Origin of the sequence: Mastigocoleus testarum BC008, assembly GCF_001456025.1 — a bacterium.
GTDB classification, from domain to species: Bacteria; Cyanobacteriota; Cyanobacteriia; order Cyanobacteriales; family Nostocaceae; genus Mastigocoleus; species Mastigocoleus testarum.
Window position 1 is genome coordinate 47,006 of the sequence record NZ_LMTZ01000135.1, and the last position, 25,694, is coordinate 72,699.

Genomic DNA, 25,694 nt, shown 5'->3' on the forward strand with positions numbered 1-25,694 from the left:
GATATTCAAAAATGTCAAAACAGATTTTAGTTATTGCTGCACACCCAGATGATGAAATCTTGGGTATAGGAGGTACCATTGCTCGACACATTAGCCAAGGCGACCAAATTGTAATCGCATTCATTGCTGACAGTGGTACTGCGCGTTACAAAAATGACACGATAGATTTTGTCAAAGGCTGTGCGATTAAAGCTATCAATCAAATCGGAATTGCCGAAACAAATATAAAATTTGCAGGCTTCGCCGATCAGGTGCTAGACACTTTACCCATTCTTAAAATTACACAATGGATCGAACGAGTAGTACAAGAGGTTAAGCCACAAATTATATATACCCATCATCGGGGGGATATTAACAAAGATCATCAAATTGTTCATGAAGCAACTTTAACTGCTGCTCGTCCCTATAGTACATCCTTTATTGAACGTATTCTTTGCTACGAAACACCATCAGCAACTGAGTGGGCTGGACCGTATCTTGAAAACAACTTTATCCCCAATGTTTATATGGATATTACAGCTTATCTGGAAAATAAATTAATTGCTATGTCAGCATATACGACTGAGCTACGCCCCTTTCCCCATCCTCGTTCCTTAGAGTCTCTACGTATCCGTGCAAGTTACTGGGGTAGCATTATTGGTGTTGCAGCAGCAGAACCATTTATGCTGGTGCGTGAAATTCAACGATAGGCAAGTGTATAAAACTTAGATAATGAAACAAAAAAAGTTTATAGAATCTACTAGCAAATAGTATCACCAAAAAATAAAAAATTGTAAATCGTTAGTGGAGTATATATTTTAAATGAATAAATTTATACCATTTGCTCTCCCTGATATCGGAGAAGAAGAAATTAGGGAAGTAGTTGATTCTTTGTCTTCTGGCTGGCTTACCACCGGTCCCAAAACCAAACGCTTCGAAAAGGAATTTAGCGAATTTCTCGGTCAAGATATAGAAACGATTGCCGTCAATTCTGCAACATCAGGATTGCATTTAGCTTTAGAAGCATTAGGAATTGGTCCCGGAGATGAGGTAATTACCACTACTCATACTTTCACCGCTACTGCAGAGGTAGTTCGCTATCTTGGCGCAGATCCAGTTTTTGTAGATATAAATTTAGCTACTTTCAATATAGATACTACTAAAATCGAGGCAGCTATTACCCCTCGCACCAAAGCAATTGTCCCGGTACATTTTGGTGGACTTGCCTGCGATATGCAGGCTATCTTAGAAGTAGCTCAGAAGTATAATTTAAAGGTAGTTGAAGATGCTGCCCATGCTATTCCTACAACTTATCAGGGCCAATTAATTGGGAACCTTAGTAGCGATGCAACTGTCTATAGTTTTTATGCCACTAAGACTGTTGCTACTGGCGAAGGTGGGATGATCGTTACCCGTCATCCGGAAGTTGCTAAACGAGCAAGAATTATGCGACTGCACGGAATTAACCGAGATGCCTTCGACCGCTATACTTCTACTAAGCCATCTTGGCACTATGAAGTGGTTGCACCAGGTTTTAAATATAACATGACCGATATCGCTGCTTCCCTGGGAATTCATCAATTGAAAAAAGCTTGGTTGCTCCAGAAAAAACGGGCTGCGATCGCTAACAGATATGACGCAGAACTAAAAGGTTTACCTTTACACTTACCAGCAAAAGTAGTCAACGATGATATTCAATCATGGCATCTCTATGTAATTCGTTTAGATGACTCAGCAAAAGTGAGCCGTAACACATTTATTGAGCAACTAGCAGCTAAAGGAGTTGGTTGTAGTGTCCATTACATCCCCTTACACTTGCATCCCTACTGGCGTGACACTTATAAACTACGCTCAGAAGATTTTCCTTGCGCCTCCTATGCCTACGAACGTATAGTGAGTCTACCGATTTATACAAAAATGACCCCAGCAGAGCAAACTCGTGTAATTGAGGCGGTGAAAAAAACTTTAACTTAATTTTTCTAACCTAATTTTTTTAACTTGACTTTGTCCTGAAGCTTGCGCAGAAATCCGGGTACCTAGCTTCAATAGGAAAGCGGAATAAATAAGCTTTCAAATAAATTTTATCGGTAACTTGATTTTTGCACGATGCTTCAAGGCAAAAAATATTAATCAATAAGTGATTTAGAACTTTTTTGGCAAATTTACTAACAAGAAAAACACGCATGTAGGATTCAGGTCAAAAATCTACTTAAGCAAATAAGTCGAGAATTCTTAAACGCAAAAATTCAAAATTTTTACATTTTTGAGTAAATTGCCAAGTTACTTGTATGCCTAAACAGTAAAAATCTTATTTTTGAGGCTGTATAAGCATACAAATTAATTTTGTAGATATTTCGCAGGAAATTCTACTTATATATAAGATCCTTATGCTTTCGCTCGAGAATGCCATAAAGTTATAAACGAAAATTAATTTAATTATGGAATCTTCTTCTAAATCTTATATTACACTCGACCGATACTGGCAATTCCTGAGGCAGCGCTGGATAAGTGGTTTAGGAGTATTTACTATAGTATTCTTGTTTATAACTCTGGCTGCTTCTTTGACAAAACCTTTGTATAAAGCCGAAGGTAAGTTACTCTTAAAAAAAACAAACGCGATATCTTCTCTCACAGGAGTGGGAACGCAAATTGGTAAATTAGAAACATTACAAGGTAAAGATACAAGTCCTTTAAATACGGAAGCAGAAGTTATCCGTTCAGTCTCTATTGTTCAGAAAACTATAAATCAACTCGGCTTAAAAGACAATAAAGGTAAATCCCTGACCATCGATGGATTTATCAAAAACTTGAGTGTAAAAGCTATTGAGGGTTCCGATATTCTTGCAGTTAGTTACCGAGATCCAGAGCCTGTGAGAGCCGCAGTGGTTGTGAATAAGCTAATGGATGTTTACTTGGAACATTATGAATCATTGCATAAGAAAGAAATTTCTGTAGCTCGCCAGTTTTTAGAAAAGCAATTACCAAAAGCTGAAACGTTTCTTCAAAAAGCAGAAGCTAATTTAGCTATTTTTAGAGAAAAAAATAATATTGTTTCTTTGCAAGATGAGAAACAAGAAGCAGTGAGAAAAATTACAGAACTGCAAAGTAAAATTGGTGATATAAAGGGTAAGATTGTAAATAATCGTTCCCAAGCTGAACTAATTAGCAAACAATTGGGTATGGACCCTCAGCAAGCATTAGCAATAACTTCTGTAAGCCAGTCTGCGGGCATTCAAGATACTCTTAAAGAGATTCAGCAGCTTGAGGCTCAATTAGCAGATAAGCAGATTACTTTTCAAGATAACCATCCTGAAGTTATTTATTTGCAAGGTAAACTAAGCTCCTTAAAAAATATACTACAGGGGCGGATTCAGAAGCTTTCAAATAGTCCGCAAATCCAAATAAATAGTAGTTTGCAACCGGGACAGATCAAACAACAACTAACCGCTAAACTGATAGAACTAGAGTCTACTCGCCTTGGTTTGGTTAGCGAATTAGCTTATTCATCAAATTATGAGGCTAATTACCAACAACGACTCCGCAGTATTCCTAGATTAGAGGAGAAACAACGCCAGTTAGAAGGTAAAGTACAAGCAGCTCGGTCTACTTATTCATTATTGCTACAAAAATTACAAGAGAGTCGAATTGCAGAAAATCAGATAGTAGGTAATGCAAGCAAGATATCAGAAGCTCAAATCCCTCGTTCGCCTGTTTTATCTCCTAAGTTTTACTACTTAGCTGGAGCCTTTGTATCTGTTCTAGTTGCGTTAGCGGCTATGTATATTTTCGAAGTAAGAGATAAAACTATCAAAACCTTAGATGAAGCAAAGGAATTAATGGGATTAACTCTATTGGGGGTTATTCCTTCGTTTAGCAAGCCTAAAAAAATTATTCGCGCTCGTAAAGAATCAGAATCATTCACCTCAAGACTTATTCTTAGGGATATTCCTCATTCCCCGATTAGTGAAGCTTACCGAATGTTGCGGGCAAATTTAAGCTTCATAATTGCAGATAAAAAATTAAAAGTAATTGCGATTACTAGCTCTGTAAGTGGAGAAGGTAAGTCGACTGTAGCAGCAAATTTAGCTTTAACAATGGCACAAATGGGAACTAAAGTATTGCTGATAGATGGAAATCTACGCAGTCCATGTCAACATAAAATCTGGGATTTAGACAATAATGAGGGGCTAAGTAACATAATTCTCGAAGATTCTGACATCGCTCAAGTAATTACAAAAGTCGCAGATAATTTAAATGTACTCACATCTGGAACTGTACCATCTAATTCAGCCTCTTTACTTGATTCCAAGCGTATGACTGCTTTGATTAAAAGTTTTAATGATGGATATGAATTTGTAATTATTGATGCTCCTGCACTAACGGTTGGTGCTGATGCTGCTATCTTGGGTCAGATGGTTGACGGGGTATTAATCTTGGTACGACCTGGAGTTGTTAATTCTGTGAACGCAAATATTACTCGAGAACTTTTGCAGCAATCCGGTCAAAATGCGATCGGACAAATAGTTAATGGAGTGGTTCCTCAAAATTAACTTAACATCTGTTAATTAACCTTCTTCCAGTAAACTAAATGTGTAATAGTTTTTGGTGCAGAGACGTAATATCGGTTGGTAAACGATATATAAGAACTTACGTCTCCACATTTTTATGTAAATGTCTAGATTTTCTCCACAGGAATCTGAACCTCTGTTACATACTGTGATTCATCCCCACCTTGTTCGTACTGCAAATAAATTTCTCGGGTAGAACCAATGATTCGATATCCATTTTTTTCTACCCATTCGAGTAAAATATTGTATGCTTGTCCTAAACTAGCGAATGACCCTTGATGTACTGTACAAGCCATATCTTCAACCCCCGGTAATTCATAAACTAAAACTTTTTCATTACTGGGAATTTTTTCGTATATTGGTACAGCAGCTTCAACAGGAATATAGCGATCGCGCAATTTAGTATCGTGATAGATAGAAATACCATTTCCAGACTGTTTTAGATTGTGACGAGATACATAAGCGTATGCTTCACCAAATAGACGTTCAAATATTGGTCCACAATCTTGATAATTGGGAATAACTCCAACCGTTACAGCCACAAGTTGAGATTCCACGGGCTTAAGAATAACTTCATAGTTTGGCATTTTTTTCTCCTGTTCGATTTCACTTAACCGCATCTCTACCCGCGCTAACCGAACTTGGTCTTCTAACAATCGCTGCTGAATTTCGAGATGTTTAATACGTAACATTCCTCTAATTTCTTCAGCAGGAATATTTTCATCTAGTAATTTAGCTATTTGTTCTAGAGAAAATCCCAATTCCTTAAAGACCAGGATTCGGTTAAGACGGGGTAATTGAATTGCTGAGTAATAGCGATAACCGGTAAAGCTGTCCACTTTTATCGGTTTGAGTAAACCCATGCGGTCATAGAGACGTAACGCCTTTGGCGAAACACGACTAAGCTGAGCAAAGTCACTAATTCTAAGCATGGGAAAACCTCAAATCGCTTCTATTTAATCGAACACTTTACCCTAAGGACAAAGTCAAGCCCTAGATCGCACCCTTTAAGAATGAGAGGGAGAGGGGAGGGGAAGAAGTGTGAGAGGTGTAGGGAAAATTCTGATACAGGAGTATAATTTATGTCTCATGATTTTTTGGTACTGTATTAAGTAGCAGTTTGACAAACAAATATATCGGGTAGGGGAAAAGAAGGTTTTAAAAACTCATGTTTTCTAGATCACTCTTACTTTTTATATGTAAGTGTAGAATCTGATGCTGATATTTAATTTATGAATTCTAGATTATTTGCCCAATCATGCCTTTTGACTCTGATTTTCTTCACAAATTACGTATTTCCGAAGAGCGTTTATTACATTTGTTAAATAACTTCACCCAAGCAAAAATTCTCATCATGGGAGATTTAACCTTGGATGAATACCTCATTGGTAAAGTAGAAGATATTTCTTCTGAAGCCCCAATATTAATTCTCCGTCACAAAGAAACATCCAGAACCCCAGGAAATGCTGGAAATATAGCATATAAACTGGCTCATTTGGGCGCGCAAGTTAAAGCTGTAGGCTTAATAGGAAAGGATGACGAAGGAAAAGCGTTACGTAATTTATTAAAAACCGAAAATATTAATATTGATGGTATTTTCTGCGATCCAAGTAGAGTTACAGTTACCAGAACAAGGATTTTAAGTTATTCTCAACCATCTTTTAAGCAGCAAATAGTTGCAATTGATCGCAAATCAGATGAATTTCCTCAACCAGACGCGCAATTAGAATTAGCAGAATATATCAAACAACAAATAGCATCAGTGGATGTAATTGTTTGCTGCGATCGCGGAGATGGAACTATGACTAAACCAGTAATTTCCGCTGCAGTTTCTGCTCCTCAAACAATTGTTAATACCCAAAAGCATTTGGAAAGATATCGCGGTGCAAGGGCATTTGTTTTGAATTTAAGAGAAGCGGAGAAATCAGTAGGATATACTATCAACAATGAAAAGAAATTAACTGAAGCCGGCAAAGATTTATTTGCATTAACCCAAGGACAACATATTTTAATTACAGGTACTGCAAATGGAATGGTTTTGTTGGAACGTAATGGCAGTAAACATCACATACCTAGTTTCAATCAGAACAAAGTACTATATATTACAGACATTCAAGATACTTTAACAACTTTATTTTCTTTAGGCTTAGCAACTGGTGCGTCTAGTTGGGAGGCTGCAATACTAGCAAGTTTATCAACTGGTGTTATGATGCGACAGTTGGGAACAAAACATGTAAGCAATACAGAGATGAAAGTAGAACTAGAAAAAATTTTGCAGGAGAAGAATCATTAAAGGTAAAACTTTTAGGTTATAAATTGCTAATTGCATCGATCTGTATCAATTAATAGGTTGAGTTTTTTATTAATCGCTATATCCTGTAGAAGTAATGAGTAATGAGTAATGAGTAACAAGTAATAAGTAGTGAGTAATGTTAGCGCCTAGCGCAAGCGTACCGTAAGGTATTGCGGGGTGCGTTAGCATTCGCCGCTCGCGGCGCGGTCTAGCGGGACACGTAAGTGTACACAGCGCACAGTAATGAGTAATGAGTAAAAGGATTATTAGGTAATAACCGCCGTCTTTTCAATAGGGTTATATGGGAACTAATTAAGCGGACTTTTAACCGTGCAGTGGTACCCTAATTATCGTGAATGGTGGGAACCTCTACTTTCCCCAGAATATCAGTATTATTATCAGAGGAATTACAAAACTGAAAATTAGTTGTTTATGATTGGTAATTGGTAATTGGTAATTGGTAATTGGTAATTGGTAATTGGTAATTGGTAATTGGTAATTGGTAATTGGTAATTGGTAATTGGTWATGAATCAATAACTATAAAATAATTACATTTTAGTATGTGTAACTCTAATTAATTTAAGAGATTTATAAATCTTGGAAATTATGAGTAATACAATTTTGAATTTTGTTAGCGGCTAGCGATAGCGTACCGTAGGTATTGCGTGACCGCAGGTCATATTTTGAATTTTGACTTTTTCCTTATGTCCTACGGACACGCGATGCTAATGAATTTTGAATTACAATATAGCGTTATATTATGGGCAGTTCTATCCGAAACTTTGTTCCCCATCCTGGCTGAGAAATACACTCCAATATTCCAGAGTGTTTGTGAATAATTTGATAACTAATTGATAAGCCTAAACCCGTACCACGACCAACTGGTTTCGTAGTGAAAAACGGGTCGAAAATTCTCAGTCGAATAGATTCAGGAATACTAGGACCATTGTTAGCAATATCAATTATAATTCTAGATTTATCAATCAATTTTGTATAAATATAAATAGAAGGTAAGTTGAATAATTGTTCTGTGTATCCATTCAAAAAATTATTTTTATCTGGAGCAAAATATTTTTTTTCTGCAATAGTCCAATCATAAAATTCGAAAGAATCTCTCAGAGCATCAATGGCGTTGTCAAGGATATTTTTGAATACTTGATTTAACTGTCCTGCATAACAGTTAATTCTGGGTAACTCACCATAGTGTTTATAAATAATTATTTGTGGTAAATTATATTCTGGCTTTAATCTATGTGCTAGCAAAAGTAAAGTATTATCCAAACCTTCATGAATATCAACTTTTTTCATTGTTGCCTCATCTAAGCGAGAAAAATTCCGCAGAGATAAGACTATTTTCCGCATTCTGTCACTACCAAATTTCATTGATGTGAATAACTTATTTAAATCCTCAATAATATAGTCAAACTCTACCTCTTCAAGTTTGGCTTGAATTTTTGGGCTCCCTTGAGGATATTCATTTTGATAAATATGGAGTAATTCAACTAAGTCTTTTGTATATTTTTTTGCATGGGTTAAATTGCCGTAAATAACACTGATGGGATTATTAACCTCATGGGCAATTCCTGCGACCATTTGTCCCAAACTAGACATTTTTTCCTGCTGAATAAGTTGAGTCTGGGTTAATTTGAGTTTGTTTAAAGTATTTTCTAATTCTTGGGCTTGGGCTGTTGCAACTTCAGCTAATACACGGTTTTTAGCTTCACTTGCTCGCAGAGCTTCTTCCTTGTGCTTAAGATTGGTGATATCGCTAAAAGTACAGACAACCTTCTCTATTTTACTGTCGCTATTTAATTGAGGAACTATATTGACTAACAACCAGTTCTGCTTCTCAAGTTCTGTCCTCGTTAGGCTCATCACTGCGTTGTCAACAGTTTGGGATGAAACAATTGCACAAAAAACTTCATGCAGAGCCCAATCATATTTTGATAAAGTTTGAATTTTTGAGAGGTTGAAAGTTTCAAGTTCTTGAATATGATAATTTTGACAAAAGGTTTCCCAAAGATTCCGTAACTCTATTTCAGTCTTTCCCAACAGATCGCAAACTGCTTGGTTGCTCATATAAATTTTTGAGTCAGAACCAACGACTAAAACACCAACCTTAATTCCCTCAAGAATGGTTTTTAATTGTTGATGACTTTCTTCTTTTGCGGAAAGTTGTCGGTCGAATAAAGTAGTGAGTAAGGCTAAACCCAATATAATTAAGGTCCCTATCGTAACCCCAGTTGCTAACAAGTTCGCATCTTTTGTTGTTAATAAAAATGTACTTAATGCAACATCACTTGACGCTTGAAAACTTAGGGCTAACATTCCGGTGTAATGCATGCTGGCAATTGCAAAGCCCATAATGATAGCTGCAAAAACCTGCTTTAGTCGACGTTTAGGTATTGATTCAGAACGGAGTTGAAAAGTGAGAAAAAGTGCAATTGAGGAAACCAAGAACGCAATAAATACTGAAATTAACACTAAGGTCAAATCATAATGCATTATTGCTGGGGTTTGCATCGCAGCCATCCCCAAGTAATGGGTAGTGGTGATTCCTCCTCCCATACATAGACTACCGCCAATCAACTCCAAAGAGCCGATCGTAGGATTACTAACAATAAATAGCACTAATCCAGATGCGAAAATTGCCGGCAACGTAGAAATCAAAACCAACACAAAATCATAATCGATCGGTACCGGAGCCTTAAATGCAAGCATCCCTATAAAATGCATCGACCAAATCCCTGAACCCATTCCTACAGCTCCACCAACTAGCCAACAGCGTCGCAACCATCCCTTTGCGACTGCTATTCTTCCTGCTAATTTCAGGACGGTATAAGATGCCAAAATAGCGATGACAACTGAAATTGTTACTAAATAGAGGTTATAACTGTCAATTAAATGATAATTCATCGCTTTAAAGTTTAAATTTATTTTAGTTATAAAATCTCATCTTAATTCTTCTATCCTAATTCTTTATAATGCCACTTTTCAAATCAATATTACTTCTACTTTAATAAATACTTATGGCAGAAGAATATTCGAGAATGATTAAATGTATTTTTTCTTACTCTGACTTAATTGTTTAAAATATTTTTAACCTGCTCAGAAGAGTAATAACCGATTCACTTAGCATTTACTCAAGGTAATATTTCCGATTAAATTCACCCATTCATCAAAATTATTATTTATTAGCAAATATTGATTTTTAACATCTATCCCCTCTGCACCGATACTGGTACTAATTACAGGCATGTTAACATGAAGCATTTCTAAAGTTTTTAATTTAATTCCGGCTCCTTCTAATAATGGAACAATACCAATTTCTGCTTTTTCAAAGAATTGTCTTGGGTCTTCAACAAAACCAGTAACTATGATATTTTTATCTGCAAGTTTCAAAATTTTTTTCGAAGGCTTATAACCAACAATATATAATTTGAAGTCAGGAAATTTTTCTAAAATTTTCCGGAAGCATTTCTCGACAAAGATAATAATTCCTCTTTCATTTTCTGGGCGATTCATGGCTGCCCAAAAAAGTAAAGTCCTTGGTTCTATTTTTTCTGGTTCCCGATGAATATTACTAAGAAAACTACTTAACTTGGGAGGATTAACGATTATTTTATCAACTGGAATTGTAAATAAAGAAGTAAGAATATTACGGTCTTTTTCAGATAGAACCCATAATTTACTTGCAGCGGAATATAATTTATTTTCGTAGTGAAATATTCTAGCTAATTCTATTCCCAATAAAGGATTATGTACAGATTTTCTTAAAAAAGAATGAGATATAATATCATGAATACTAATAATTATTCTTATTTCTTGATTTTTCAAACTTTTAGATTTGCACGCTTGAATTTTTAGCAGTTCCTGTAGTAATTCTAGGTAAACTGCTGCATGGGAATATTCAAAATGAATAATGTCATACTCGTATGTAAGTAGCAATTCTTGCATTTTTACTGCTACTTCATTTTTAAAACGGGTAGCAAATTTTAAAGGGATAGAAATATTTCGTAAACAATTATTAATTTTAGTCAGTTTTGAAAGTGGATAGAGGTGAAGGTTTTTGCTAAACTTTTTGCATAGGTCTGATGCTGCATTAATTTCAGATTGATTGGCGATCGCGATAATGTCAATTTCATCAGCGATCGCAGCATATTTTTCAAGATTATCTAAAGCTATTTTCTGTCCTGCTTGGGGGTATAGTTTTGTTGGAGCATGAGCAGAAATAAACAAACATCTACGTACAGACTGATTACCATTGACCATAATCTTTTGATATTGGTTGTCTTACATACTTAGTAATATATTGCTTTAATTTTCTTGCGGTTGGTGGTTTCAGGAAATATCTGATTGGAAGAGCAAAAATTTCATTGATAACCCAAAGTAAATAAGCTTGGAAACGTTGCAAAGTTAAATGTTTAGGTAAATTATTTTGCAATATTGTTTTTTTCGTGAGAGATTTAAGAGTTTGAGTACTTACTATCCAAGACTCTCGGATTAGCTTTAATCTATCCCAAGGATTATTAGAGGAACTCATCCCATTGAGAGAATATGCAGCTAAAGGGATATCAACGTAATGAAATTTATATCCCAATAAAAATATCTGTAAAATCATTGCATAATCTGCAGCAATTGAATACTGGATATTATATAAACCTACAGTATTATATACATGCTTTTTAATAAAACAGGATGGATGATTTAAAGTAAATCTGATGATTAATTTATCTAATTTACCAGGGATAAATTTCGCTACATATTCCTCGGCAAAATAGTTATCAATTGGAGAATATATTATATCTATATCTGGATATTTATCAAATTCTTTTTCTACTATTTTGATAGCATTAGGATTGTACCAATCATCTGAATTAATAATGCCAATAATATCCCCTGTTGCGACCTTTATTCCTTTATTCATTGCATCGTAAGCACCAGAATCAGGCTCAGATATAAACTTACTTATATATTGAGAATATTGATTAATGATTTCACAAGTTAGGTCGGTAGAACCACCATCAATAACTATATATTCTATTTGGTAAGTACTCTGTTGTTCGATGACACTCTGAATCGTTTTTTCAATTGTTTTCTCAGAATTATAGCAAGGTGTAATAATTGATATTTTGGGTGACATCTTTGGCTTTTACGATGAATTATGAGGGATTAATGATATAACCGGAATTATGATTAGTTTTCAACTGACATTGCTAAGATAGATACAAAAAAGAAAGGACAAAGTCCTTGTAAACCTGTATGTAAAAATAAACAGAAAAATATATATGGCAAAATATATTTGCAATTTTCGGGAAGATAATATCCTTTAAATACACGTAGCATGACCCAGAAGTAAAGAATTCCCAATGGTATACCAGTGTAAGCAATAACTTCTAAAAAGGAATTATGAATAATGGCACCAATTGGTCGAAAAACATTTTCGTATTCTGCGCCATAACCTCTCAATGCTAAAGTCAAATTATTTATGTAAGAGTTAATCAAAAAACGGTTAGCTTCAAATCTCGCTAAATTAGACTTATCATTCAAAGAAAGTAGACGAGATGAACCTGTATCATAAGCAAATCCTATTTCAATATGATTTAGAAAATACTCTCCAATTAAAATCCCAAAGATATTCGCAACTACAAAGATAAGTATAAAATTTATTTTCAGAGCAAACTTAGTAAATATATTTTCAAAAATAACTATTAAAAAGAAAATAATTAGAGTCAGAAAATAATTACGGCTCAAGAACAGTAAGCTAGACACTAGACCTAAAACTATTCCTGGCTTAAATTTGATTTTATAGCAAAGGAATAAAAAAAGTAACATGTACAAGCCAGAAATATTAGGATCGCTTACGCTTAGGGTAATTCTGCCACTACCATCAAATTCTTGTCGTCTGTAAATTGCCATTTGTAAGATCATGGCAACAGAAGTCATCCAACACAAGCAAGTTAAAAATGACCTTTTGATGGGAATTTGTTTGCAACCACTAAAACCTATTGCCATTAAACATATTGGCAAACTATATCTAAATAAGTGATATGAGGAAAAGTTTATAATGCTAGCAATGAGGATTAAGCAAACTATGACAATATCAATTACAAGTAATTTGCTTTTATCGTAAAGTAACTGTACTAATAAAATTAATCCTAACAGTGGTAAACAAATTTTTGCATGGGGAATTTGGAACTCATAGGGAATTAAATATAATATTCCAACACTATATAAAATTAGAGCATAGAAGAAATAATTAGTTCTATGCCGTTCAATATTACTTGTAGTATGGGCGTTAATATTCACTTGCTTATCTGTTCAGATTAATTATGTTTAATTTCCGAGACTAATTCCCCAGAACTTCTGCAAATAGTTGAGAATAACGTTGAGCCTGTAATTGCAAAGAAAATTCTCGCTCAACTTTTTCCCGCGATCGCGATCGCAGACTCACAATATCTTCATTACTCGCCGACAAAATCCAGATTATACCTGCTGCGAAATCTTCCGTATCAAAGGGTTGAGCAAGATAACCATTACGTTGATGTTCGATGGAATCTGGCATTCCTCCGATGTTAAAGGCGACACAGGGTGTCCCACATGCTAGCGCCTCTATAACTGTATTTGGTAAATTATCTTGAATTGAAGGTGCAACAAACATATCAACTGCAGCATAGAGGAGAGCCAAGGTGATATCATCATGGAGACTACCCATATAATGATATTTAAATCCTAGATGACTTAAGTTTCTGGGCTCGGAAGAACCAAATATAACTAGCTCTACTTGATCGCAATATCCTGCCTGTTTTAAATTTCCCAAGGCAGAATACAATAGGTGAATACCTTTACGCTTCTGATTGGTAAATGCCGCTCCAAATAGAATTAATTGCTTGTCTTGAGGTAAATTGAGCCATTCTCTAGCTAAATTTCGATCCATAGGTTTATAACGTTTTAAGTCAATACCATTAGGAATTACCTCGATGCGATAATTTTGAAACAAAGAACTTTGAAGGGCGCATTGGGCTAACCATTTACTAGGGCTAACAATCGTCAAATTGAGTTTTTGCCACGATCTGATTTTACGCTTCCATATCCAATGGGAAATATCTTTGTCTTGTGATGAGTTTAATTGGGGACAACTACCACAATTACTTTTATAGCGATCGCACTCAAAAGTGTAGTGACAGCCTCCCGTAAATCCCCACATATCGTGGAATGTCCACACCAGAGGCTGCTTAAATTTGGCAATAGTTTCAATTTGCAAATAACCACCCACCCAATGAATATTAATTACATCAGTTGCAAGTGACTTTACTTTTTGTACCACTGTTTCCGGTAGCCACTGTCCGGAAAAAACTTCATCACTCCGTTGGGGGTAATACTTGAGGGGAAAATTATCCAAAGTGGGGCGCATTTGGTTAAACCACTTTTCTAATTTATTTTTTGCCCCAATAACATTTTCCTCATTACTACTTTTATATTGAACTAGCATGCGAGAATTAATATTTATTTCCCTTAAACCTTGATGTAAGCGAAAAGCTGCACGAGCAGCACCACCGCTAATGTCAAAAGTACTAATGATTAAGGGATTCATTGCTTGATGGCGATTAGGGATTAGTATTAATGCTTAGCATACCGCAAGTACTATGTACTGTTAGCATCATTACAAGTATTGGAAACTGGAGTATTTGATTTGAGCAGAGATGAAAATATTTATTTCCCCAATCCTCGTACCCGATCCTCAATGCTTTTTCTAATCAACTTTCTTAGAGTAAAAAACATAACTGTCGAATATTCCTGACTTTCGATCCAGATAGTTGGAAAAGTCAACTTGAGTATCAAATCCAATTTTTGTTAGCAGTGGAAATATATCTATTCCAAAAGTTCTATACGCTAAAATTTTACCTCTGATTCTATCCCCATGATATTCTGGCGGTAAAAGATGAATTTCTTTATCTCCGCGAGTATCAACCCTGACTAATGTTGTTCGGTCAAAATAACAGGGAACAGTAAAAATATGATATCCACCCGTTTTAAGAATGCGATGAACTTCCTTAAAACCTTTTTCATGATGTTTTAAATGTTCAAACACATCCTCAGTAATAACAATATCAAAACTCTTATCTGAAAAATTCAAATTTTCTAAGTTTTGACAAAATACTCTGGAACTAATTTCTGTTCCTGGAGTTATCCCTGGAATAAAACTAGAACAGACATATAACTGATAATTATTTAGGATTTTACCAAAAGCATCACCGACATCTGCATTATAAATACGATACTTACCAACTCTTGAAATATCATTAATTGCTGTCAAATGGGGAGTGAACAGATTTAATAAGACTTTAGCAACATGCCTTTTTCGAGACGAACTACGACAGAAAAGGCAGTACATATTATTACGTGCCGCTAGAGCATCAATACAAACAAAGAACGTGTGCCGACCACAAATATTACATTTGCCTAGACAATGATTAGTTGCGTTTTTAAATGCTTGTTTGACAGCATCAAGTATCTTCATTTTTGCCCCTAATATCAAAATAAGAATAATTAGTAGATAGCGGTTAAATTCCTTAGTGCTGTGATGCTAGAACGCCAGCTTCAAGTTTTGAGCGTTCACTCTCATCAATATTTATTCATATCTAAGACTATCTGAAACTTTTATTTTCTAGATGCTTCAGACTTCTCACGATATGGCAATATAATTTCTATGAAAGAAATTTCAGCCCATAGAATTGAAATTTAAAATCTCGTACCCAATAAAGATTATCCAAATCGCTAATACTGCAAAAGTACAGGTAAAAACGAAATTCTCGCAGAATAAAGGCAAGCTAACAACATTATGGGTTATGTTAACCGATTGTCGGTTAGTTTTAATATATTACACTTAGATCGCGAGAATATGTCAAAATGATGTTCCTATGATATTGATTGACTTTTAATTACTGCTAAATCACAGGTTAGTAAATAGAAGCGATATAAATATACACATATAGACTAGTTTCACGTCCGGCGTTATTATGGTAACATTTGTAACCTATGATAGCGTTGTATAGATTTCTACATTTTATGTATCACTTACTGGATGAGCTTTTATTGGATGAGCTTTCTTATTTACCTCGTTTCCCATTAAAACTAAGTTTGAGTTTTATTTTCTTAGAAGGTGTTTATGAGTAAAAAATAAAATTATTGCAGAGTGTGCTAAATCTACGAACTTATCTCACTTTCACCTTATCTCACTTTCAAGTATGACATGAGTGGATTACAACAAATTTTGAATTATTCAAACAATGAAATCCCGATTTTGCCCTAAGCCACACTACTTCAAGAATTTATTTATCAACATGCTCTTAAATTTAATATTGTTGAATTCTATATATTTCGACGAATTATTTTGAGGAACTCTAATATGTCACAACAGTGTAAAATTTTTGTGGAAGTAAAAATAAAGCATAGTAATATTTCTAATTCGTAAACCCTCGAATCAATAGAACGCACCATCGAAACTCTGATGGTAAAATTCTAATTCTTTTGGAAATGTATATTGCTACCTTTGGAGAGAACCAAGAATCATATTTAGTTGGTAAATTATACTTTAAGCCTTTGTCAAATGATATCTCTAATAAATATTACTTAAGCTCATGTATTAATATGCTGGTATCAATCTTATTACATATCAAGAAATTGATATAAGTTTTTATATTTAACTAATTTTGAATGATTTCCCAAAACACGCAACTAATGGGAACTCTACACTTACATTTCTGAGGCTTCAGCAATCATGAGCATAATAGTCGATATCACATTTGTAATAGTTGCCTATAACAGCGATAAAAGTCTAAGGGGAGCAATAGAATCCTGTATCGCAGCAATAGAAACCTATTATCCAACAAAAGGCAAAATAGTTGTTTATGACAATGCATCTAGCGATAGTTGCCCAGAAATTTTAGACGATTTTAAAAGTCGATATCCAGAAATTTTTATTGGAATTAAAGGAAAAGAAAATATAGGATTTGCCAGAGGTAATAATCAGGCGATCGCACTAGTACCAAGCAGAATCTATGTTTTAGTTAACCCAGATGTAACATTTAAGCCCCAGATTATAACTAAGCTCCAAAGTACCCTCAATTCGGCGAGAGATATTGCTATTGTTTGTCCGAAATTACTTTACCTGGATAGAACAATTCAACCTTCAGTGAGAAGATTTCCTAGCTTCAGTTACCTTTGTGTGAAAATTCTGTTGGGTGAAAAGTTGCAAAATCGTTTACACCCGTTTAATTACTACTATAAGGAATCTTTAACCTCGAAGCAGATCATGGAAGTTGATTGGGGAATTGGTGCTTTTATGATGATTTGCGGAGATTATGTCGCAAAGTATGGTCTGTTTGACGAACGCTTTTTTCTCTATTTTGAGGATGTCAGTTTGTGTAGAGATGTTTGGAATAATAGCTACAGGGTTGTATTTCAGCCTAATGTCTCTGCATTACACATATATCGCCGCTCTAGTACTCAAAATCGATTTAATCGTTTGACTTTGATCCACATCATTTCGGCGTTGAAGTTTTTTGCAAAATATGAAAGTGAACAGAAGCACTGGAAATTTGTGATGTGGCTGTTACAAATCAACTCTAAAAGTCAATACCGAGTATCAAAGCAGGTGGAACTTACTCGCTTTTAAAAAAAAATGTATGTTGCGTGCTTTAAAGTTTGTGCTTTAACATTTTTCTGGCAATAAGAAGATTGCTACTTAAGTTTGATCGACTTAAGTGTTGAATCACTTGATTAAGTTACATTAAAAGTGCACTATATTTATAGAAATGTTCATCACAAAAAATCAAAAAATATTAGAGTATACTTTTTTACTATAGATTGGTTTGAAAGTTTTTCTGTTATCTAATTTAGAAAATAACCCCTACCACAGTTCTCTAGTGAATTGTTTGAAATCCCAAAATATTCAATTAGAAGGGGGAGAATATAACTATGGGAGTATTTTTTTTCTGCCTAAAATTCTGCGACAAGGTAAGCCAGATATTTTTCATATCCATGATATACATTTCTTCTTACAAGGCAAAAAAAATCAAAGAAAACTCATTCATGAGCGAGACATACTACGTCGACCTTTAAAATTTTTAATTTTTACCATTCAGCTATTAATTCTCAAACTATTCAACGTCAAAGTCATTTGGACTGTACATGAGTGGAATGATAAATATGATAATGGCAGACAAGAAATTTCTGGAATCTGGGCAATAATTTTAGGTAGATTGTTTGATCGCATCATTACCCATTCATATTTTACAAAGCAACAAATCACTACAGCAATGTCTTTGTCAAGACAAAAGAAAGTTTGTGTGATTTATCATGGGAATTATATTGGTGCTTACGAAAATACTATATCCAATTCAAAAGCACGAGATTTATTAGGTATAGAACACGATAAATTAGTATTTCTTTTATTTGGGAATATATATCGGAATAAAGGTTTTTTAGAGGCGATCGATAATTTCCAGAAAATATCTAATCATAATACTTGTTTATTGATTGCAGGGCGGTTAGGAGAACTAGAAATTGGAGAAATAATTCATCAAAAAATTAAAGCTTCTCCTAATATTATCTTCACTCCTGCCAAAATTGCAGACAAAGATATACAGGTATATATGAATACATGTGATTGTGTAATACTTCCATATAAAGTCTTTACCACCTCAGGGGTTGCAATATTAGCTATGTCATTTGCAAAAGCTTGTATAGCACCCAATCTAGGTTTTTTTACAGAAGTACTTGATGACTCGGGAGGTTTTTTATTTGATCCAAAAAGTAAGGAAGCCTTATTGGATGCAATGAAAAAAGCTGTAGATCAAAAAAATATCCTTATTCAGATGGGTAAATACAACTTAAACAAGGCTAAGAAATGGGATTGGGATTTAATTGGTAAACAGACAGTCAATGTTTATCAACAATCTTTGATGAGAAAATTCTAACTAAAAATTCTCGCCAAATAATCATTAATTTACTCGATGACAAATAGCTTGACATTGACATTATGTAAAGATACTAGATACTAAATTTTTTATTTTTAGATTGCTTATGAGCACAATTGCAGCTAAAATTCTTTGCATCTGAATATAAATTTAAGAATCAACTAAAAAATCACCAATTATATGTTAATTATGTAAACTATCGTCTCTAGATTTACCATTTAAAAGTTACTATCCATACAGCATGATACTTAGCACTTATTATGTTCGATTAGTTCTCATAAATTTTAATTCAATTTAATTTATCTTTTATTGAAGTTTGCCTGCGATTTCAGATAATTCAGATAATTCAATAATTGAAAAATATACATCGAGAGTATCATTTATTTCTGAACGCGAATTTTAATAAAAATCGATACTTTGCATCTAGAAGTACGTGAAACATTTAAAATTTCCTGTGTAAGCACAAAATTCAGGAAATTAACCCGATTACAAAACTTAAATTATTTTTGGTGTATCTCAAAATTACAAAGCTAAACTAAATACCATGAGTAAAAAATATCAGTTTCAATCAAATTACAATAGATAACATTTATCGGCATAATGTTATTCTCATAATCGAAGATAAACTCATAATCTTTGAAAAAATCAAGACTTTACCTGGGAGTTGCACATACAAGGCCGTTTAGATAACAATTTTTAAGAAAGTAATTTTTTTAATCGGGGTGATTGTATTTCAATGTCAATTTAAGAATAATTGCGAAAATTATTCCGAATTTTGTATTTGTATTTAAACTGTTGCGATATTAGAGGGTTTTTGTGGTGGTTGATACAGGTTTAGGACAAAAGCAACTTGCAATAACCGCTTATCCACAACAAAGTGCGGTTGATTTAAAACAGTTTTTTACTATATTGGGACACCGACGTTGGTTGGTACTGGGTTTTTCTGGAGTTGTGTTGGGAATTGCATCTGCATTAGCTTTCATCGCAAAACCTACATATCAAAGCTACATGCAGATCATGGTGAGTTCTAATCTTTATCAAGGCGTGCGATCGCCATACAATCAAAGAGATACGGAAAGAGATTTTGCCGATCCTAATTTTCGAGTAGTTGATTACACGGCTCAAAGACAATTGATGCTGAGTAAGAAATTAATCAAAAAAGCTGTTGAACTACTTCCTGCTGAATATGATATGGAAGTAGAAGATATTAAAGGTAAAAAAGGTCAAAGTAGCCCCTTAGAAGTTAAAAGAATTGAAGGGGGATCGGGAGTTAACAAAGTTCTTTCTCAAGTATTCGAAGTTTCCTATAAAGATAACGATCCAATTAAAACTCAAAAAGTACTGCAAGCTCTACAAAAAGTTTACCAAGATTACAATATCGAGCAGCAAAAAGAGCGATTGAATAAAGGACTTGGTTTTGTTAATAGTCGTTTACCCGAAATCAAAACCTCTGTTGTCAAAGCTGAGAAAAATTTAGAAGCATTCCGACGCAAGCACAATTTACTCGACCCCCAGGTGCAAGGACAAATTTTGTTGGAGTCCTTAGCAAATACTCGACAACAACTTGAAAATACTCGTGCTCAACTCCAGGATGTAGAAGCACGGTATCGAAACTTAGAAAGAAAAGTAGCAGCATCGCCCCGAAATGCTCTAGTTTCCTCTCGATTAAGCGAATCAACTCGTTATCAAACTCTACTGAATGAAATTCAAAAAACTGAATTAGCTTTAGCTCAGGAAAGACTGCGTTATACACAGGATTCACCCCAAGTCAAAAACCTTGAGGAAAAAAGACAAAATCAACTTGCACTGTTAGAACAAGAAGTTGGACGTACTTTAGGTGACAAGAAAAACTTAAAAACTGAAATTACAACAGCAATCGATACTCTTCCTAAAACCGAAACTGCACTCCAAAATAAGATTAATCCTAATAAACTCCTCACTAAGGGACAAATGGCAGGAGTTGATATCAAGTTAGTAGAAGAGTTACTTCAGTTACACACAACTTATCTAGGACTGATTGCAAACGAAAAAAGTCTCAGTGAATCAGCCATAAAAATTCGTACCGAACTCAGTCGTTACCCCACTCTAATTGCTGAATATAATCGACTTTTACCTGAAGTAGAAACCCATCGTCAAACTTTAGAGCAACTTTTACAGGCTCGTCAATCTTTAGGTTTGCAAATAGCCCAAGGGGGGTTTGACTGGCAAATATTAGAAGAGCCGGAAAGGGGAATTTACTTGGGTAGCGGTAGATTAATGTTGTTGTTTGGAGCATTAGTTATTGGTCCAAGTCTGGGTATTGCAGCAGCATTAATTCGTGAGCAATTTAATGACGTCATATATTCCACTGCAGAAATTAGTAAACTCACAAATATTCGTTTACTGGGTATAATCCCAAAATTTTTACCTCCGCGAAAAATTAAGCGATTTTTCAATCTACCATTTAAAAATGGACAAATTGCAGATCCCAGATTTATAGAAACAATTTCTTTTTTCCCATCCCACGAAAGCTTAGATATGGCTTTCCAAAACCTTCAAATCCTCAAATCTCCTTTACCTTTCAAATCTCTAATGTTAACTTCGGCACTTGAGGGTGAAGGGAAATCAACCTTGGCTATGGGAATAGCGATGAGTGCAGCCAGAATGCACAAACGAGTACTTTTAATTGATGCTAATCTCCGTAATCCCAATCTTCACAATGCTTTGAAAATTTCTAATGATTGGGGTTTGTCGCTGTTACTCGAGGATGATAGTGACGTTCAACCACAGGACTATATTCAGCCCGTACATCCTGCAATTGATGTTTTAACAGCTGGACCATTCCCAGAAGATAGCGTGAAACTTTTAAGTTCTGCAAGGATGAAAGAGTTATTGGAGTTATTTGAAGAGAAATACGATTTAGTAATACTTGATACTCCACATTTACTCGGTACGGTCGATGCAAGAATCATTGCATCTTACTGTAAAGGTATAGTTATGGTTGCACGGTTAGGTCAAGTAACTCGCAACGAACTAATACAAGCTACAGATATCGTTGCTAAATTAAACCTGATAGGAATAGTTGCCAATGAAGTAGCATCTTCACAGATTGGAGTTAATAATTAAAGTATTTTATATTTTAAAATATTTTACATTAAAAAATTTCCAAGAATCATTCACACTCAACAGTATCATTTTTGCTTGTAGGGACACATATCACTGTGTCCTAATTCCTATTAATATATTCTTATTTATAATTTGTAATTTGTATTTATAGCAATCATATTTGATTTGTGAATAGATAAATCCTGTAGAGACGTTGCAGAGGCTAACGCCGACGCCGCAGGCTCTGCAACGTCTTTACAATATTAATTCTTACCTACGGTACGCTCACGCGAACACAAATGATTTAGGGTTACTATAGTAGTTTTAATTGATAATTAATAGGTAGGTGAGTTTTTATTTGGTTAGTGAGAAAAATAATAACTTGTTTGTAATAGTGCTTTAGCGCTAAAGCGCTACTACGAGCCAAATACTATATTTTACATTTATTTACATAATTTACTTTTTTCTTGCCTACTTACTTGGTAGAAATAACATAATTTTAAACATAAAGAAAGTCACCAATTTTACAAGAGAATAATGGAGAAATATCAACCGACTCTAAAAAACTGGTCGCAGGAAAAATATATTCAAGCTTATAAGTTTGCAGCGCATGCACATCAAGGTCAGAATATACCTGGTTCAGACATACCTTATATCATGCATCTGAGTTTTGTGAGTATGGAAGCGATCGCAGCTCTGAGTGCAGAAAAAGAATTAAGTACAGAGAAAAAATATGACGGAAATTTAGCAGTTCAATGCGCACTTTTGCATGACACTATCGAGGACACTAATATAACTTTTGCAGAAATAGAAGCTGAATTTGGTACTTCTGTAGCCCAAGGTGTGCTTGCTTTAACTAAAGATCAATCCATTGCAAAGCATTTTCAAATGGAAGACAGTTTGAAAAGAATCAAGCAACAACCACCGGAAATATGGATGGTAAAATTGGCAGATAGAATTAGCAATTTGCAGTCACCACCACATTATTGGACGAAAGAGAAAAAGATTTGCTACCGAGAAGAAGCGATTTCAATTTACGAGACCCTCAAGGATGCAAGTTCTTTTTTAGCTTTGCGTTTAGCTAACAAAATTGAAGATTATAAGGCTTTTATCCTGTGAATAAATGCTTCTTTTATACAAAATTACTGGACAGTTAATCTCAAATATTTTACTGATACTTAGTTTTAAGAGTAAATAAAATTTGCATTTAATCGAGGGGAAATGCAAGAAAATTTATACCATCTTACGAGTTAGACTGCAAGGGAGTCGAAGCTTGTAAAACTTGAAGCATATACTCTTCATTTCCTGTAATATTTTCCCAGAAGTGGTATATCTTCCAAAAGTGAATGCTCCCTCCTAAATCCTGAATTTACCTGAATTCTTACCATGATTCTGAGTCGCGCGAAACTCTAATGGTACTAAATTTTTCTCAACTGTTAAGTTGAATTTTTAGCTAAACTAAATTTAGTTTCTGTTCAGATGTAAATAAAATGAACAACAATAGATAAAATGCAAAGATGTCGATATCAATTGATGCGTAAACCTTTTCAGTCTGGCGCATTTCCATTACTTTTTTGGTTTCTTTGAAGGTTAATCTTAAAAATTTGCTATAGTTTAGATGTTTGGGAGTGTAATCAATGACTAAAAATTCTCATTGTTGTGGTCCTGGCTATGCTTCTCCTAAAGACGCTATGGAAGGGGAAGCAGAAAAGATTCTTTACACTGTTGCTATTTATGCTGAGACTGGTATTGAAGAACCAGATTATTTAGCTGTTATAGATGTGGATCCTCTGTCTCCAACATATTCTCAAGTAATTTATCGTCTTTCCATGCCCTATATTGGAGATGAACTTCACCACTTTGGCTGGAATGCTTGCAGTTCTTGTTATGGCGATGAGAGTAAATCTCGACGGTTTTTGGTGATTCCAGGTATCCGTTCTAGTCGAGTGTATATCATTGATACACAGAAGAAACGAGCACCGAAAATCCACAAAGTAATTGAGCCAGAAGAAATCATAGTCAAAACGAACTTGAGTGCACCTCACACAGTTCATTGTTTGGCTGATGGCAATATAATGATTTCAATGCTGGGGAATAGAGAAGGTAATGGACCTGGTGGTTTTCTCCTCTTAGATGAAAATTTTGAGATTGCAGGGCATTGGGAACAAAAAACAGATACAATGCGCTTTAATTATGACTTTTGGTATCAGCCGAGTCATAATGTGATGGTAAGTAGTGAGTGGGGTGCACCCAAAACCTTTTATTCCGGCTTCGATCTCAAAGACGTTGCAGCGGGAAAATACGGTAAACAGCTTCATTTTTGGGATTGGGCTAAACGTCAAATCATTCAAACGATTGATTTGGGTGAGGAGGGGATGATTCCTTTGGAAGTCCGCTTTCACCATAATCCATTAAGTACTCATGGCTTTGTCGGTGCAGCTCTGAGTGGTAATATTTGGCACTGGAATAAGTCCAATGGTTATTGGGATGTTGCCAAAATTATTGATATTCCACCTGTAGAGATAGAAGGTTGGGAGATTCCTGTACCTTCTTTAATTACTGATATTTTACTGTCAATGGATGATAGATTTATTTACTTGTCCAACTGGCTGCATGGGGATATCCGACAATATGATATCAGTTTACCCACTCAACCCAAATTGACTGGTCAAGTTTGGTGGGGAGGATTATTAAAAAAAGGGAGCACTGTAAAAGGTCGCCAATCTGCTGCTGGTCCTCAAATGCTACAACTGAGCTTGGATGGTAAGCGGCTATATGTGACAGATTCTCTGTTGAGTGTTTGGGATAATCAATTTTATGGTGACTTAAAACAAACTGGGTCTACTTTGTTACAAATTGATTGTGATACACACAAGGGTGGACTACAGATTAACAAAAACTTTCTAGTTGATTTTAGTCAAGAACCCAATGGTCCTTCTCGTGCTCATGAAATGCGTTATCCCGGTGGTGATTGCACTTCCGATATTTGGATTTAGATCAATTATCATCAATTGGGACTTTGAGAGGTATTTCGAGCGAGAATTTTGTTAATCGAGGAACCAATTAAGTACATACATTTAGTTGATGTATTGTAATAGACTTAGTATTTAAGATATAAAATAAATTCATCCGTAAAATGTATTAAAAACATTTACCCAGACATTTTTCATTCAGAATTTATTTAATTCAGACTTCACTAAACAACGAAAATTGAAATTATCTAGAACTTGAAGCAGTGCGAAGTACTAAGCGATCGCCCACAATTTCTGCATCTTTTAGTTCAGAAGGTAATTGTAAAACTAATTTTGAACCCATCTTCCGCACCCTAACTGTCACACACCAAGGGGATGAGATTTTTTAGTACATATTTATTAAACAAGACTTAGATATTCATGAGACTAATGGGAAGTTATCTCATTAAATTTGGGATCTATCAAAAAGTATTTTGAGTTGAAGTCTTTGATGAGGCTAAAAAGATTCTTAAAAAAGTAAGAAAATATTTTTGCTCGAAATAATAATGTGAGAATTTAAACAGAATTGTGTTGTAAAATTCTGTTTTTATGTTTGATATAAAAGATGTTGAAATACAAAATATAGACCATTTAGGGATAGTAGCAGGAATCGTAGATTCCATTGGATTAGTAGAAATAATTAATGATTTATTAGGGTCAAAACCAGGAGAAAAAGTCAGTGCAGGACATGTTGTCAAAGCAATGATTTTAAACGGATTAGGATTTGTGTCTAAACCGTTATATATGTTCCCGAAGTTTTTTGAGCAAATAGCTTGT

At 34.7% G+C, this 25,694-nt stretch carries 17 protein-coding genes; 10 read left to right on the forward strand and 7 right to left on the reverse strand.

Annotated features, from left to right (window positions below):
- Positions 1–11 precede the first annotated feature (11 nt).
- The 3 genes from BC008_RS35830 (at position 12) to BC008_RS35840 (ending at position 4,529) form a co-directional block, all read left to right on the forward strand.
- Entirely contained in the window at positions 12–689 is a 678-nt protein-coding gene (locus BC008_RS35830; RefSeq protein WP_027842729.1) for a PIG-L deacetylase family protein, read from the forward strand.
- Positions 690–801: 112 nt separating this feature from the next.
- Positions 802–1,953, forward strand: a complete 1,152-nt coding sequence (locus tag BC008_RS35835; protein ID WP_027842728.1) for a DegT/DnrJ/EryC1/StrS family aminotransferase — start codon at positions 802–804, stop codon at positions 1,951–1,953.
- A 464-nt stretch (positions 1,954–2,417) separates the two neighbouring features.
- Complete coding sequence (locus BC008_RS35840) at positions 2,418–4,529, forward strand: GumC family protein (protein WP_058184376.1); 2,112 nt, start codon at positions 2,418–2,420, stop codon at positions 4,527–4,529.
- A 125-nt stretch (positions 4,530–4,654) separates the two neighbouring features.
- Here the strand turns inward: BC008_RS35840 and BC008_RS35845 are convergent, their stop codons facing one another.
- On the reverse strand, positions 4,655–5,479 hold the full coding sequence (locus BC008_RS35845; protein WP_027842727.1) for a MerR family transcriptional regulator: 825 nt from the start codon (positions 5,477–5,479) through the stop codon (positions 4,655–4,657).
- A gap of 326 nt (positions 5,480–5,805) precedes the next feature.
- Between BC008_RS35845 and BC008_RS35850 the strand changes: the two genes are divergently transcribed.
- Positions 5,806–6,840: a bifunctional heptose 7-phosphate kinase/heptose 1-phosphate adenyltransferase gene (locus BC008_RS35850; RefSeq protein WP_027842726.1), complete on the forward strand. Its 1,035-nt coding sequence runs from the start codon at positions 5,806–5,808 to the stop codon at positions 6,838–6,840.
- A gap of 754 nt (positions 6,841–7,594) precedes the next feature.
- Here BC008_RS35850 and BC008_RS35855 read toward each other — a convergent pair.
- The 6 genes from BC008_RS35855 to BC008_RS35880 form a co-directional block, all read right to left on the reverse strand.
- The gene (locus BC008_RS35855) at positions 7,595–9,757 is read right to left on the reverse strand and encodes an MHYT domain-containing protein (RefSeq protein WP_058184379.1); all 2,163 of its coding nucleotides are present in this window, start codon (positions 9,755–9,757) and stop codon (positions 7,595–7,597) included.
- A 216-nt stretch (positions 9,758–9,973) separates the two neighbouring features.
- Positions 9,974–11,113 (reverse strand): glycosyltransferase, encoded by a 1,140-nt coding sequence (locus tag BC008_RS35860; protein ID WP_027844612.1) that lies wholly within the window; start codon positions 11,111–11,113, stop codon positions 9,974–9,976.
- Positions 11,100–11,984 (reverse strand): glycosyltransferase family 2 protein, encoded by an 885-nt coding sequence (locus BC008_RS35865; protein WP_027844611.1) that lies wholly within the window; start codon positions 11,982–11,984, stop codon positions 11,100–11,102. Before BC008_RS35865 ends, BC008_RS35860 begins: the two co-directional genes overlap by 14 nt.
- Positions 11,985–12,037: 53 nt before the next feature.
- Positions 12,038–13,150: a hypothetical protein gene (locus BC008_RS35870; RefSeq protein ID WP_058184381.1), complete on the reverse strand. Its 1,113-nt coding sequence runs from the start codon at positions 13,148–13,150 to the stop codon at positions 12,038–12,040.
- Positions 13,151–13,190: 40 nt separating this feature from the next.
- Positions 13,191–14,435: a glycosyltransferase family 4 protein gene (locus BC008_RS35875; RefSeq protein WP_027844609.1), complete on the reverse strand. Its 1,245-nt coding sequence runs from the start codon at positions 14,433–14,435 to the stop codon at positions 13,191–13,193.
- A gap of 159 nt (positions 14,436–14,594) precedes the next feature.
- Positions 14,595–15,362 (reverse strand): class I SAM-dependent methyltransferase, encoded by a 768-nt coding sequence (locus BC008_RS35880; RefSeq protein WP_027844608.1) that lies wholly within the window; start codon positions 15,360–15,362, stop codon positions 14,595–14,597.
- 1,260 nt (positions 15,363–16,622) lie between these two features.
- Here BC008_RS35880 and BC008_RS35885 point away from each other — a divergent pair.
- The 6 genes from BC008_RS35885 to BC008_RS35910 all read left to right on the forward strand — a co-directional run.
- Positions 16,623–17,519 carry a glycosyltransferase gene (locus BC008_RS35885; protein ID WP_027844607.1) on the forward strand — a complete coding sequence of 299 codons (897 nt, stop codon included), beginning with the start codon at positions 16,623–16,625 and terminating at the stop codon, positions 17,517–17,519.
- A 196-nt stretch (positions 17,520–17,715) separates the two neighbouring features.
- Complete coding sequence (locus BC008_RS35890) at positions 17,716–18,822, forward strand: glycosyltransferase family 4 protein (protein ID WP_058184383.1); 1,107 nt, start codon at positions 17,716–17,718, stop codon at positions 18,820–18,822.
- Positions 18,823–19,641: 819 nt separating this feature from the next.
- Positions 19,642–21,927 carry a GumC family protein gene (locus tag BC008_RS35895; protein ID WP_321170099.1) on the forward strand — a complete coding sequence of 762 codons (2,286 nt, stop codon included), beginning with the start codon at positions 19,642–19,644 and terminating at the stop codon, positions 21,925–21,927.
- Between the two features lie 516 nt (positions 21,928–22,443).
- Positions 22,444–23,025, forward strand: a complete 582-nt coding sequence (locus tag BC008_RS35900) for an HD domain-containing protein (protein ID WP_027846805.1) — start codon at positions 22,444–22,446, stop codon at positions 23,023–23,025.
- 518 nt (positions 23,026–23,543) lie between these two features.
- Positions 23,544–24,902, forward strand: a complete 1,359-nt coding sequence (locus BC008_RS35905) for a selenium-binding family protein (RefSeq protein WP_027846806.1) — start codon at positions 23,544–23,546, stop codon at positions 24,900–24,902.
- 564 nt (positions 24,903–25,466) lie between these two features.
- Positions 25,467–25,694, forward strand: a 228-nt coding sequence (locus BC008_RS35910; protein ID WP_153009509.1) for a DUF4277 domain-containing protein, incomplete at its 3' end; no start/stop codon positions are given.